The organism is Sneathiella sp. (assembly GCF_036844445.1).
Taxonomy (GTDB): domain Bacteria; phylum Pseudomonadota; class Alphaproteobacteria; order Sneathiellales; family Sneathiellaceae; genus Sneathiella.
Window position 1 is genome coordinate 656040 of sequence record NZ_DAIUFV010000001.1, and the last position, 12950, is coordinate 668989.

Below are 12950 nucleotides of genomic sequence, written 5' to 3' on the forward strand. Positions count from 1 at the left end.
CGGTAATGTTCGGACGACGCTCGGAACGTGATGAATACGGCACCCTTCAGGAGGAGACGGGCCCGTTCAAGGCTGGCCTTGAGAATGTGCCGAGAGAGCTGACCCTGCTGCCGCCGGAGCTGATTGAGCGCGTCCGGAGCCGCTTTTTCAGCCGCATCGACCCCTCCGCCGCCTCCGCGCTGCCACCCGAGCAGCTGCGTCTTCGCATTACCGAGGCGGTTACTAAAATCGTCGATGAGGAGAAGCTGCAGGTCAACGGCTCAGAGCAGGCGGCGATCGCGCGCGAGCTTTTTGATGATATTGTCGGCACTGGCCCCATCGAGGCGCTGCTCGCCGATCCCTTGGTGAGCGACATTCTGGTGAACGGTTTTGATACGGTCTATGTCGAGCGGGGCGGGCGTCTTGAACTCACCCGCTACCGTTTTCGCAGCGAGGAGCATGTGCTTGAGGTAGCGCGGCGCATCGCGGCCTCCGTCGGGCGGCGCATCGACGAGGCCAACCCGATGGTGGATGCCCGCCTCAAAGACGGCAGCCGTGTCAATGTGATCACCGCGCCGCTGTCGGTATACGGGACCGTGATCTCGATCCGCAAATTCGCCAAGCAACCGCTCAGCCTCGATGATCTCGCGCAGCGCGGCTCGCTGTCCGCGCAAATGTGCGGGTTTCTCAAAATCGCGGCGCAAAGCCGACTCAATATCCTCATCTCCGGCGGGACGGGCTCGGGCAAAACGACGCTTCTCAACGCCCTCTCGGGCCTTATCCGGGAAACGGAGCGCATTGTCACCATCGAGGATGCCGCCGAAATTGCCCTGCAACGGCCGCATGTCGTCAGCCTCGAAACCCGTCAGCGCAATAGCGAAGGCGTCGGCGAGGTGACGCAGCGGGATCTGCTGCGCAATTCCCTTCGCATGCGGCCAGATCGCATCATTGTCGGTGAGGTGCGCGGCGCCGAGGTGCATGACATGTTGCAGGCGATGAATACCGGTCATGACGGATCGATGTCGACCATTCACGCGAACAGCGCCCGCGATGCGTTGCTCCGGCTCGAGAACCTGATGCTCTCAACCCTCGCAAATTACCAGAGCGGCGGCGCCCGTCAGCAGATTGCGAGCGCGCTCGATCTCGTGATCCATGTCGAGCGGGGCGCGAACGGCATGCGCTATATCCGCAGCATCAATGAAATCGTTGCCGTGGAGGCGGGCGTGATCGGCAGCCAGGCGCTTTTTGACTATGCCGGCGATGACGACGGGCGCGGACCTGCCGAGGCGGCGTTTCGCTATAGCGGCGCGCGGCCGCATTCGGAGGAGAAAATCCGCCGCGCCGGGCTGCTGAAAGACCTGCAGGAGGTATTGCATTCATGACCCCGGAGATGTGGATGGCCCGAGCGGCAGAATATTCTTTGATGATCGCATTTCTTCTTTGCGTCCTCAGCGGCCTGACGCTCCTTTTCATGCTGCAGCAGCGCCTCGGGGAACGCGAACGCCGCCTGAGCGCGCGGGTGAAAGCGCTGCTGCGGGAGGGCAAGGAGCCGGTCGTCGCGCTGCCCGAAGCGCCGGTCAACCTGCCCGATCTCTATCAGGGGGACAAAAAACGCACCCGCTTTCACGAGCGGATCGCGAGCGACGGGCGCTTGCGGCTGCTGATCGCGGCATTGATGCTCGCCGTCGGGGTTGCTGCCTTGCTTGCCGGTGCGCCGCCGTTTCTCGGCCTTGCGATGGTCGCGATTGCGCTGCTCGGGAGCGGGGCAATGCTCTTCCTTTATCTCAGGCGCCGGCGCTGGCAGCGGCAGTTCGCCGACCAGCTTCCCGAAGCGATTGATATTATTATCCGCGGCGCCCGTGTCGGCATGTCATTGCAGGAAAATTTCCGCGTCATCGCGAGCGAGATGCAGGGCCCGCTCGGGCGGGAGTTTCGCAGTCTCGCCGAGAAGCTGGCGATCGGCATCGACCTTGAGACGGCCTTTTCGGCGGCGGTTGAAAAATCCGGCGCGCGGGAGATGCAGTTCATGGCGACAACGCTGATCCTGCAACGGCGGACGGGCGGACAATATGCGGAAGTGCTGGAGAATCTCTCGAGCGTCCTTCGCGAGCGGCGGGCACGGCATCTGAAAGCGCGGGCATTGACGGCGGAGGCGCGGACCTCGGCCTATATTGTTGCGGGCGTGACAGCCGTGATCCTGCTCATTCTCGCGCTGACGAGCCGAACGCAGTTTGACTTTCTGCTAAATGATCCCGTCGGCAACCAGCTGCTTGTCTATTCCGGGATCAGTCTCGTTGCGGGCTTTTATGCGATGAGCCGCCTGCTCGGGAGGCTGAAATGAGCGACCCCGCCGAGCTCGCAAGGCTGCTCTCCCATCGCGATCTTCCGTATCTCGGCGCGATTGCGATACTCCTCGCAGGGGCTTTGATTTTTGCGATCAAGGCTTTATGCGCACGGCGGCGGGAGCGGCTCGATCGGCGGCTCGCTCTGCTGTCAACGGAAGGCGCACGCGACGCGTCCGGCGCTGCGCTGGCGGTGCTCCGCATCGATCTTGAGAAGCTTGAAAACGACCCTCCGGAGATGCGGGAGGGCGCAGGCCGCCGCGGTAGCATCTCTGCGCTTTTTCAAAGACCGCAGCTCCATCGAGAGCTGGCGCGGGCCGGGCTCGATCCGAAGCGAGTGCTGCGGCCCTTTAAAATACTGCGCCTCGTGCTTTGCGGTACGACAGGCATCACCGCCGCCCTGTTGCTCGAGCAGCAGATGCCGGGCGCCGCCGTCAGCCTCAAGGGGGCGCTCGTGATCCTCGCCGCCGCCGCCGCGGCGGGGCTTGCTCCAGGCGCGCTTCTTCGCGCCCGTATCCGGCGCCGGCAACGGCGGATCGAGGCGGCGGTGCCGGACATGATCGATCTGATGATCCTTTGTATCGAGGCGGGGCTGACGCTCGAAGCCGCCATGGCGCGGGCGGTCGATGGTCTTGCGCCCTTTGCGCCGGACGCAGCGGCGGAGATGCGCATTACGCTCAATGAGCTCCGCATCCTGCCCGATAAATCCAGGGCCCTTGATAACCTGGAAAAGCGTACCGCATCGCGCAGCCTGAAATATCTCGTCCTTAGCCTGCGCCAGTCGGAGCGCTACGGCACGTCTGTCTCGGGCGCGCTTAAAGCCGTGGCGGTGGAGATGCGCAAGATAACCCTGCTGGAGCTTGAAAATGCCGCCGCGCGCATGCCGGCGCTGCTTAGCGTTCCGCTTATTCTCCTGATACTGCCGCCGGTGGTCGCGCTTGCCGCCGGGCCCGGGTTTGTTCTGATGATGCGCACGATAGGAGGTTGATCATGCACCGCCCGCACCTGGTCATTGTCTCGCTGCTGTTTTTGCTCTCGGGCTGCGCACTGTCGGGCGGCGGCGCGCTCGATGATCTGACCGGCGCGGCGAGGGAACAGGAGCAGACGCTGAGGATTGCCGATATCGCGGCGCGGACAGGCAATTACCCGGCCGCCATAGAGATTTACCAGACACTGCTCGCAAAGCGCGGCAGCGATGCCGCGATCCTCAAACGCCTCGGGAATGTTTATCTTGAAGCCCGCCACGGCGATGAAGCGATCCTTGTTTTCGAACGGCTTGCCGGGCTGGAGGAGGCGGATCCCGCGGCCGCTCTCGGTCTTGGCCGCGCCAATCTCCAGCTTTTCCGCCCCGCCATTGCCGCGGAATATTTTGAACGCGCGCTCGCGCTGACTCCGCAGGATGCCACGACAATGGGTCTGCTTGCGCTCGCTGAGGATCTTGCGGGCAATTCTGATCGCGCCCGCGCGCTTTATGAGGAGGCGCTCACGCTCAAACCGGACGATGCCGCGCTCAAGAATAATTTCGCGGTCTCGCGTCTGCTCCGCGGCGAATATGCAGCGGCGGCGGAAGCGCTCCGCTCGCTCGCCTTCGCTGACGGCGCAACGGTTCAGATGCGGCAGAACCTTGCGCTCGCCTATGGTCTACAGGGCGATGAAGAGGCCGCCGCCCGGATCGCGCACATCGATCTTGATGCGCAGAGCGTTGCGGACAATCTTCGCCTTTACGCGGCGCTCCGCCGGATGGGGACGCCCGAGCTGTTGCGGAGGTACCTGCTGGCCCTGCCGGTTGAGGGGACGGCGGGATCATGAATGTGCGACGGGGAGCAACATGGCGGCGCTCTCTCCTTGATGAGCGGGCCTCGCTCGCGGTGGAGATGGCGATCCTGCTGCCGCTCGTCTTTGCCTTGCTCTTTGCGATTATTGACGTGAGCCGGCTGCTGCTGACGCGAAGCCTGCTCGATCAGCTCGCCCAGAGCCTTGCCGATCATGTGCGAAGGGAACTGCCGATGCCGGTGCGCGCCCACCTTCCGCCCGCAGCTTTGAAGGCACATCTTAGCGGGCTTGCCGCCTCGGTTACCGGCGGGATGCTGCAAGCTGACGCGCTGACCCTCTCGGTTGAGCATTTTCCGGATCTCGCATCCCTTGCCGCGGGCGTCCCGAGCGATGGCAGCGATGACGGGGCGGCAGGCCTTACCGCCTATCGCCTTGAGTATGAGGTGCCCTTTCTCACGCCCTTCGTCAACTATCTCTATCCCTCCGGCGCGGCGCTGGAATCGGTCTATCTGGTTATCAGAAATGACGCGTAAGAGATTGAAGAATAATGCATTATATAAAGATGAGCGCGGCAACCTTGCGGTGGAGGTGGCGCTCTGCGCGCCGTTTCTGCTGCTTCTCCTATTTGGCGGCGTCGCGTTGATCCAGTGGGTGCAGCTAACCCGAACGGCGGAGCGAACAGCGGTGCTGCTCGTAGAGATGCTTGCCGACAGCCGCGAGTTGCAGGACACGGACTTCGACGCTGCGGCACTGGTTGCGGAGCGGCTTGTGGGCGGACGAGGGGGCGCGTCCGCGCTCGCCTTTCACGTCCGCGCATTTCATCAGCAGGCGGCGGAGACAACCCTCCTCTGGGAGCGGGAGCGCGGGGAGGCGAGCCTCGGCTGCGATCTGCCGCCTCGCCTTCCGGATGGGGCATTAGGCGCGGCCCCCCGTTATCTGCTGCAGCTCGATCTTTGCCTGGCGCCGCATGCGGGGAGTTCTCTCTCGCCGCTCCGCATCGTGGGAAGATCAGAGGTGAGTGCGCAGAAATTTTCCATCGCACGGCATGCGGCGGTTCGGTCGCTGGAATGAGGGGGCGGGAGAAATCTCGATGGCTGATCCGCCGCTTCGCTCGCGATGACGCTGGCGCGGCTTTCCTGATTTTTGCTCTCGGCATTTTCCTCACCCTTGGGGCGATCGCGCTGGCCTTCGATCTCTCGCGCTTCTTTCTCGCCAAGACACGGCTTTCCTTTGCCATCGAGATGGCGGCAGTTGCGGCGGCAAAAAGCCTTCCCTTTGCAGACGATGCGGCGCTTGCGACGTTTGCGCGGGAGATGACGCGCGTCAATTTCGCAAGTACCGACCGGCTCGGTTTCGAGAGTGACGCCGCGCCCGTCGTCACCCTCGCGACCAATCGCGGAGAAGGCACGGTGACGGTGACGGGACAAGCCGCTATTCCGACACTGCTGCTCGGTGCGTTGCAGTTCCCGGAGGTAACGATCGGCGCGTCGGTGAGCGCGCGGGCCGAGCAGCCGGCACTGGAGCTTGCCCTTGTAATTGAGGCGAGCGCCGCGCTTGCCGCAAACGGCCGGTTGGAGAAGATCACCGAGGCCGCCGCGGGTCTCATCGGCGCGCTTGATGCGGCGTTCACGGCGGGCGGGGGCGTGCAATATGCGCTCGTTCCGTTCGGCAACGCGCTTGTCAATGTTGCGCCGCGGAGCGATTGGGTGGCCGCCGGACTTTGGCCCGAGAACCTGCCGCCCGAAATCCCCGGCACGACCGGGTGGAGCGGCGATCTCGCGGCAGACCGTTGGTGCGTCGGTATCCGCCCGGGCGCGGCGGGGGAGGCGGCGACGTCCCCCGATCTTGCCCCTTTCCCGCTTGTTCTCACGCTCACGTCTGACATTAATCCCGAAACAGGCCTGCCGCATTTTGAGAATATCACAACGCCGGAGTGCCGGGCGGAGCCGCTTCTGCCACTTGGCTCCGCGGGCCCGGTGGCGAGCGCACTCGCGTCGCTTACCGGCACTGGCGATGCCGCCCCCGGCCGCGCGATGCTCTGGGCGGAGCGGCTGCTCTCGCCCGACTGGCGCGGGTTCTGGAAGGCGGGATCATCTTCCCCGGCAGATTATGACGATGCGACACGATCCAAGGCGGTCCTGCTAATTGCCGGCAGCGACGTCGTGGATACGGCGGAGATTGCGCGCCTTATTGATGTTTGCGCCCGGCTTCGCGGGAATAACGTTGTGCTCTATATTGTCGACTATCTTGCGCCGGAGAGCGTCTCCTCCGCCCTGCAACTTTGCGCGGGCCCGCCCATGCATTATTTTCGCGCCGAAGATGAGGCGGCGCTGCAAGATGCGCTAGTCTCGCTCGCCGGATTTCTCATCAAGGTGCGCTTTCCGGGCATGTGAGAGCCAGTCATCCGGAGTGACGAAAAGCCGCGCCTGCACGTCAAGCATCGGCGCGCCCTCATCGCGCATCAGCGCCACCATCACCGGCATGCGGCGCTTTTCAAAGTGGGGGGCAATTGCGGCGCGAAGGGCCGGGATGCCGCCTTCCGTCACCTCATCGGGATAGAAAGCGGGCGTGATCCAGCGATGCTTTTCGAGCAGGCGAAAATGGCTGAAGGCGGGCAACCGTTCATTCTCAAGAAGGGCACCGCGCGGACACCAGAGGCCGCGAAGGGCATCGCCTGCGATCCTCTCCGGGCGGGGGATAGGGTGGCTGCCAAATGGGTCGAACAGGCATCCTTTGACAAAGGGAAAGGCGCGGGGCGCGGTATCGAGTGAGGGGAGCGCCGCGCGCGTTTCCGCGCGATCGCCGAGGCGAAGCTGATGGCCAAAGAGCCGGCCAAGCTTGATATCCAGCCGGTCGCGAAGGCCGGGGCCGACAAACTCCTCTTCTCGCCCGCCCGCGCCGATATTGAGGTAGAATTTTGCCGCCAGTTCCCAGTGAAAAATGGCGTCTCCGTGACGGAAGAGCAAGTCAATCTCGCCGATTGTCTGGCGCTCCCGGCGGATAGGAAAATTGCTCGCAACCATCTCAACGGACTCCAGCTCCGACAGCCAGTAGCGGATCAGCGCTTCGAAATACCGGCCGAGATTGAGGGCGGCGGGATTTCCGATCGCCGCAAGAAGCGGTGCGGGATCCGCCTCCAATCGCTTGAGAAGTCCTGCCGTCTCCCCGCTATCGGCAAGCCACGGCAGGCAGTCGCTTCGGAGCAGCATCGGCGAGGTGATCGCCCACGTGAGATCCCGAAGCGCGAAGGGAAGACGCGGGCGCTCCAGAGTCGCAGTCATCAGGATTTTGCGGGATCGGCGGTGCAGGCGATACAGCGAGCAACTAACCGGGGCCCGTTTGTATCGCCGCGCATCGTCACGAGCTTTTCAGCAGATCGCGAATGATCAGCTCGAGCTTGCCGAGCGTGTTGCAGGTCTCCGCCGTCGTGCAGTAGGGCGCAATGCGGAGCATCTCCGAATCGCCCGATCCCCAGGCCGATTTCCGCTCCGGATTGAGCCAGATCACCCTTTTCGCGCGGGTCTTGATTTCCTTCAGGATATCGACGCGCGGATCGGCGCCATTCGAGCGACCGTCACCGAGGAAGATCACCGTCGTGCGATTGTCGATCTCATCGAAGCAGAGCTCCCTGAAATCCTCCATCGCCCGGCCATAGTCGGTCGAGCGGCCGCCGAATTTCTCGATGGCGAGCGGAATGGCTTCCTCCGGTCCCATCCGGTTGAAATAGTCGGTCACCTCGCCAAGCGTGCCGGAAAAGGCGAAGGAGCGCACTTTCGGAAGCACTTCATTGAGACTGTAGAGGAAAAGGAGCAGGAAACGGGCAACCTGCGCAACCGACCCCGACACGTCGCAGACGGCCATAACCTTGGGGCGGTCCTTCTGCTTCTGTTTCCAGTGGGTTTCGAACATCACGCCATCATAGGCGACGTTCCGCCGCATGGTTTTGCGAATATCGAGCTGGCCGCGGTTTTTCACCTTGCGAACGCGCGAGTTGAGATCGGTCAACCGTTTCGCCATGCGCCGGACCAGTTCGCGCATATGCTTGAAATCCCGCTGTTCGACGTTGGAGAGGCGGACATTTTTGAGGATATCCTGACGGAAACGCTTTGATTTGCCCGTTGCGGTGAAGGCAAGCTGGCGATCCACCATGTCGCGGACGGCTTCAAAGAGGATGTCGAGACGCCCGGAAAGGCGCGTTGCGCCCGCCTCGTCGCCCTCCCGCTCGCGGCGGAACAGCTCGCGGTGCGCGTCATTCAGCCCCATCTCCTCCATCATCCGGCGGGAATAGAGGCCGCGCTGGGTCATCAGCACGATATTCTGAAGCTCGATCGCATTTGCGGCGGCCTGCATGGCCATGGCGATCTCGGTCCGGTCATTGCGCTCGAGGAGATCGACAAGAGGAGAGCCGGAGCCGCTCCCCGTTGGTGCACCTGAAAGCCCGCCGCCGCCCTGCCCGCGGCCGGGCGAGGGGGTCATGCCCTGCCCGAGCATATCGAGGCCGTCGAGTTGCAGGCTGTCGCCGTTCGCGTCCGTCTCGTCACCCTCCGCGGCCTCGTCCTCGGGGGCGAAATCTGGATTGATGCCGAAGCTGAAAAACTCATCGAAGCAGCGATCGAACGCCTCATGCTCGTCGATGCTTTTGGCCATGACCTGCGAGAGCGCGATCTTCAGAAGCTCGCGATCCTGATAGCCGAGCAGCCGCACGGTATTCGCCGCATCCACCGTCTCCTTGATGGTGACGGGAACATCGGAATAGCGCAGCATCTCGACAAATTCGGCAAGCGCCTTGTCCATCAGACTCTTTCTTTACGCGCCTCGGCGATAAGCTTCGGCACTTCGCTGTTCATATTATCGATATCGTCCTCAAACTTCAGCAGGATATTGAGCGTGTTGCGCACAAGATCAACATCAAGCTCTTCGGCGTGAAGCAGAAGGAGTGTCCGCGCCCAGTCGATCGTCTCGCTCACCGCTGGCAGCTTTTTCAGATCCTGAACCCGGAGCTGCTGCACGAAGGAGACGAGCTGCGCGCGCAAGGCGTCGCCAATCTCGGGCACACGCTTTTGAATGATTCGCCGCTCGAGCGCCGTATCGGGGAACGGAATGTAAAGATGCAGGCAGCGCCGCTTCAACGCATCACTCATCTCGCGCGAATTGTTACTCGTCAAAAATACGAGCGGCTTGTTCCTGGCGCGGATCGTTCCGATTTCGGGGACAGAAATCTGATAATCCGACAAAATTTCAAGCAGATACGCTTCGAATTCATGGTCCGCCTTGTCGATCTCGTCGATCAGCAGAACGGTTCGCTCCTCCGCCTTCAGCGCCTGCAGAAGCGGCCGCGCCTCAAGAAATTTTTCCGAATAGAAGCTGTCGCCGAACTGGTGCAGCTTTTCCATCGATTCTTCCAGCCCGACCGCGCCTTCCAGCAGATCGCCGAGCTTTTCCTTCAGAATCTGGGTGTAAAGCAGCTGCTTGCCGTACTTCCACTCATAGAGCGCCTTGGATTCGTCAAGCCCCTCATAGCATTGCAGTCGGATGAGCGGGGAGCTGAAAATCTCCGACGAGGCCTTTGCAAGCTCCGTCTTGCCGACGCCCGGAGGGCCTTCGACGAGGATCGGCTTGTCGAGCTTCATCGAGAGATAGATGGAGGTGGCAATATGCCGGTCGCAAATGTAACCCGCGGCCTCAAAGCCGGTCCGGATATCCTCGATGGCGCTTGCAGGGTCTTTGTCGATTAATATCACGTGGCAATTCCAGTTTTTATTGTTGTTCATTCCAGATCAAAGATTATCTGTTCAATAGCAGGCTCGGCACGCTTTTGCCAGCGCTAACCAACTGGACAGCGAGGCTGGCGCGCGGTAATACTGGCCGCAAAATGACCTTCAACACGGGTCCGGGTACGGCATGGGCCGGCAATGGTGGAAAAATGAACACGACAAAAGAAATTCGCAGCGCCTTTCTCGACTATTTCGCGGCAAACGGTCACGAAAAGGTCGACTCATCGCCGCTCGTCCCGCGGAACGATCCGACGCTGCTCTTCACCAACGCCGGTATGGTGCAGTTCAAAAACGTTTTCACCGGTCAGGAGAAGCGCCCCTACAGCCGCGCCGTGACAACGCAGAAATGTGTCCGCGCCGGTGGCAAGCATAACGATCTTGAAAACGTCGGTTATACCGCGCGCCATCACACTTTCTTCGAGATGCTCGGCAACTTCTCCTTCGGCGACTATTTCAAGGAGCAGGCGATCGAGCTTGCGTGGAAGCTGCTGACCAAGGAATTCGGGCTTCCCAAAGAAAAGCTGCTGGTCACCGTTTATCATGACGATGATGAGGCGTTTGATCTTTGGAAGAAAATCGCCGGGCTGCGGGATGAGAAAATCATCCGCATCGCGACCTCCGACAATTTCTGGTCGATGGGCGATACCGGCCCGTGCGGCCCGTGCTCCGAGATCTTCTACGATCACGGCGAGGGGATTGCCGGCGGTCCTCCCGGCAGCCCCGATGAAGACGGCGATCGCTTCATCGAGATCTGGAATCTCGTCTTCATGCAGTTCGAGCAGTTCGCCGATGGCCGGCGCGAGCCGCTGCCGCGCCCCTCGATCGACACCGGCATGGGGCTCGAGCGCATCACCGCCGTGCTGCAGGGCAAGCATGACAACTACGACATCGACCTGATGCGGCATATTATCGAGGCCTCGGCGGCCGTCTCGGGCGTCGATCCGGACGGTGAATTCAAGGTCTCGCATCGCGTTATCGCCGATCACTTGCGCTCCTCTTCCTTCCTTGTTGCCGATGGCGTGCTGCCATCGAACGAGGGGCGCGGCTACGTGCTTCGCCGCATCATGCGCCGTGCCATGCGCCACGCGCATATTCTGGGCGCCAAGGATCCAATGGTCTATAAGCTGGTGCCGGCGCTGGTCCGCGAGATGGGCGAGGCGTTCCCGGAGCTTGCCCGCGCCGAGACGCTGATCACCGAAACGCTGAAGCTCGAGGAGACCCGCTTCAAGGAGACGCTGGACCGCGGCCTTAAGCTGCTTGGCGAGGCGACGGAGAAACTTGGCGCGGACGAGCCGCTGCCGGGCGATATCGCCTTCCGGCTTTACGACACCTTCGGCTTCCCGCTCGATCTGACGAAAGATATCCTCCGCGGTCAGAAGCGGGATCTGGATGAAGCGGGCTTTGACGCCGCCATGCAGAAGCAGCGCGAAGCTGCGCGCGCCGCCTGGGCAGGCTCGGGCGAAGCTGCGACCGATACGCTCTGGTTCGATCTTCGCGAAAAACTCGGCGCGACCGAATTTCTCGGCTACCAGACCGAGGTTGCGGAAGGCAAGACGGTTGCGCTTGTCAAAGATGGCAAGGAGGTGGATCGCGCCGCCGCCGGCGATCAGGTGATGGTAATCCTCAACCAGACCTCTTTTTACGGTGAGAGCGGCGGTCAGGAAGGCGATCAGGGCACGCTGCAGTCCCCGGGCGGGTTCCGCATGACGGTTACCGACACGCAGAAGAAGCAGGATCTGTTCATCCATATCGGGCGGATCGAGGCGGGCGAGCTCACCGTCGGCGATATCGTTGAAACCCATGTCGAGAGCGGCCGCCGCACCCGGCTTCGCGCCCATCATTCGGCGACGCATCTTCTCCATGAGGCGCTCCGCCAGACGCTCGGCACGCATGTGACACAGAAAGGCTCGCTCGTTGCCGAAGACCGGCTCCGCTTCGACTTCTCCCATCAGAAACCGATGACGGATGCGGAGATCGCGACGGTCGAAAAGCTGGTCAATGACCGCATTCGCATGAATTCCGATGTCGCCGTGCATCTGACGACCCCGGAAGAGGCCATCAAGGCCGGCGCAATGGCGCTTTTTGGCGAGAAATATGGCGATGAGGTGCGCGTCGTCACCATGGGCGGGCCTGACGCGATGAAGAACGGCAATTTCTCGGTCGAGCTTTGCGGCGGCACGCATGTGAGCCGCACCGGCGATATCGGCTTCGTTAAAATCATCAGCGAAAGCGGCCTTGCCGCCGGCGTGCGCCGGATCGAGGCGGTCGCCGGCGAGGCGGCGCTTGACTATGTCAACGAGCGCGAAAAACTGCTTGCGGACGCAGCCGCTGTCCTCAAGGCCGCGCCGCAGGACCTGGGGCAGCGCATCAGTGGCCTGATCGAAGAGCGCAAGCGGCTTGAGCGCGAACTGGCCGAGACACGGAAAAAGCTGGTGAGCGGCGGCGGCGGCGCAGTATCGGAGGCGCCGGAGAAAGTCGGCGATATTTCGCTTGTCGCGCGACTGCTTTCGGATGTGCCGCCGAAAGACCTGAAGCCCATGGCCGACGAGATCAAGAAGCAGCTTAAAAGCGGCGTGATCGTGCTGATCAGCAGCAATGAGGGGAAAGCCTCGATCGTGGTCAGCGTAACCAACGATCTCACGAACGACATCAGCGCCGTCGATCTGGTGCGGGCGGGCTCTGAAGCGCTTGGCGGCAAGGGCGGCGGCGGGCGTCCCGATATGGCGCAGGCCGGTGGGCCGGACGGTGACAAGGGTGAGGCGGCGGTCGCCGCGATCCGCGCACTCCTCGAAAAGATACCGAGCGCCGCAGCGTAAGGCTCCAAATATCTGGTCAAGCAAAAAGCCGACGGGCAGACCCTCGTCGGCTTTTTGTTTACGGCGTGACGCGAGCGCCCCGCTACGCGACTTGCGTTCCACCCGGGGGGAGGACCGGGGGAACGGCGGCCCTGTCTCTGGCGGCAGGGCGGTAGCGGTGAGGACCGCTCATTCTAAAGTGGTGGTTGAATTGGGCGGAAAAATGGCAACGATAGGGCAATATTGAGAATGCAATATCTCCGCCATCTGCTTGATATCCGGCGTAA

At 62.2% G+C, this 12950-nt stretch carries 11 protein-coding genes; 8 read left to right on the forward strand and 3 right to left on the reverse strand.

What is annotated here, in order from left to right:
* The first annotated feature begins 5 nt into the window (after positions 1-5).
* From V7Z56_RS03060 to V7Z56_RS03090, 7 genes are read left to right on the forward strand one after another with little or no spacing between them, the layout of a single operon-like run.
* Complete coding sequence (locus V7Z56_RS03060) at positions 6-1361, forward strand: CpaF family protein (RefSeq protein WP_334127872.1); 1356 nt, start codon at positions 6-8, stop codon at positions 1359-1361.
* A gap of 41 nt (positions 1362-1402) precedes the next feature.
* Positions 1403-2320, forward strand: coding sequence for a type II secretion system F family protein (locus V7Z56_RS03065; RefSeq protein ID WP_334127873.1), 918 nt, complete (start codon positions 1403-1405; stop codon positions 2318-2320).
* The gene (locus V7Z56_RS03070) at positions 2317-3309 is read left to right on the forward strand and encodes a type II secretion system F family protein (RefSeq protein ID WP_334127874.1); all 993 of its coding nucleotides are present in this window, start codon (positions 2317-2319) and stop codon (positions 3307-3309) included. The genes V7Z56_RS03065 and V7Z56_RS03070 overlap by 4 nt, the downstream gene beginning before the upstream one ends.
* A gap of 2 nt (positions 3310-3311) precedes the next feature.
* Complete coding sequence (locus V7Z56_RS03075) at positions 3312-4130, forward strand: tetratricopeptide repeat protein (RefSeq protein WP_334127875.1); 819 nt, start codon at positions 3312-3314, stop codon at positions 4128-4130.
* Positions 4127-4627, forward strand: a complete 501-nt coding sequence (locus V7Z56_RS03080) for a TadE/TadG family type IV pilus assembly protein (RefSeq protein WP_334127876.1) — start codon at positions 4127-4129, stop codon at positions 4625-4627. The genes V7Z56_RS03075 and V7Z56_RS03080 overlap by 4 nt, the downstream gene beginning before the upstream one ends.
* Positions 4617-5165, forward strand: coding sequence for a TadE/TadG family type IV pilus assembly protein (locus tag V7Z56_RS03085; RefSeq protein WP_334127877.1), 549 nt, complete (start codon positions 4617-4619; stop codon positions 5163-5165). The genes V7Z56_RS03080 and V7Z56_RS03085 overlap by 11 nt, the downstream gene beginning before the upstream one ends.
* Entirely contained in the window at positions 5162-6487 is a 1326-nt protein-coding gene (locus V7Z56_RS03090) for a TadE/TadG family type IV pilus assembly protein (protein WP_334127878.1), read from the forward strand. The genes V7Z56_RS03085 and V7Z56_RS03090 overlap by 4 nt, the downstream gene beginning before the upstream one ends.
* On the opposite strand, the gene V7Z56_RS03095 is transcribed toward V7Z56_RS03090, so the two are convergent.
* The 3 genes from V7Z56_RS03095 to V7Z56_RS03105 form a co-directional block, all read right to left on the reverse strand.
* Positions 6437-7375, reverse strand: a complete 939-nt coding sequence (locus V7Z56_RS03095; protein WP_334127879.1) for a DUF1853 family protein — start codon at positions 7373-7375, stop codon at positions 6437-6439. The two genes, V7Z56_RS03090 and V7Z56_RS03095, sit on opposite strands and share 51 nt — an antisense overlap.
* A gap of 76 nt (positions 7376-7451) precedes the next feature.
* Positions 7452-8888 (reverse strand): VWA domain-containing protein, encoded by a 1437-nt coding sequence (locus V7Z56_RS03100; RefSeq protein WP_334127880.1) that lies wholly within the window; start codon positions 8886-8888, stop codon positions 7452-7454.
* The gene (locus V7Z56_RS03105) at positions 8888-9835 is read right to left on the reverse strand and encodes an AAA family ATPase (RefSeq protein ID WP_334127881.1); all 948 of its coding nucleotides are present in this window, start codon (positions 9833-9835) and stop codon (positions 8888-8890) included. Before V7Z56_RS03105 ends, V7Z56_RS03100 begins: the two co-directional genes overlap by 1 nt.
* Before the next feature lie 182 nt (positions 9836-10017).
* Here V7Z56_RS03105 and alaS point away from each other — a divergent pair, with 182 nt between their 5' ends.
* Positions 10018-12684 carry an alanine--tRNA ligase gene (gene alaS / locus V7Z56_RS03110; RefSeq protein ID WP_334127882.1) on the forward strand — a complete coding sequence of 889 codons (2667 nt, stop codon included), beginning with the start codon at positions 10018-10020 and terminating at the stop codon, positions 12682-12684.
* Positions 12685-12950 lie beyond the last annotated feature (266 nt).

Coding starts and splice junctions, on each gene's coding strand:
- V7Z56_RS03100 (WP_334127880.1), bottom strand. CDS start 8,888: ATGGACAAGGCGCTTGCCGAATTTGTCGAGATGCTGCGCTATTCCGAT.
- V7Z56_RS03060 (WP_334127872.1), top strand. CDS start 6: ATGTTCGGACGACGCTCGGAACGTGATGAATACGGCACCCTTCAGGAG.
- V7Z56_RS03085 (WP_334127877.1), top strand. CDS start 4,617: ATGACGCGTAAGAGATTGAAGAATAATGCATTATATAAAGATGAGCGC.
- alaS (WP_334127882.1), top strand. CDS start 10,018: ATGAACACGACAAAAGAAATTCGCAGCGCCTTTCTCGACTATTTCGCG.
- V7Z56_RS03065 (WP_334127873.1), top strand. CDS start 1,403: ATGATCGCATTTCTTCTTTGCGTCCTCAGCGGCCTGACGCTCCTTTTC.
- V7Z56_RS03075 (WP_334127875.1), top strand. CDS start 3,312: ATGCACCGCCCGCACCTGGTCATTGTCTCGCTGCTGTTTTTGCTCTCG.
- V7Z56_RS03090 (WP_334127878.1), top strand. CDS start 5,162: ATGAGGGGGCGGGAGAAATCTCGATGGCTGATCCGCCGCTTCGCTCGC.
- V7Z56_RS03070 (WP_334127874.1), top strand. CDS start 2,317: ATGAGCGACCCCGCCGAGCTCGCAAGGCTGCTCTCCCATCGCGATCTT.
- V7Z56_RS03095 (WP_334127879.1), bottom strand. CDS start 7,375: ATGACTGCGACTCTGGAGCGCCCGCGTCTTCCCTTCGCGCTTCGGGAT.
- V7Z56_RS03080 (WP_334127876.1), top strand. CDS start 4,127: ATGAATGTGCGACGGGGAGCAACATGGCGGCGCTCTCTCCTTGATGAG.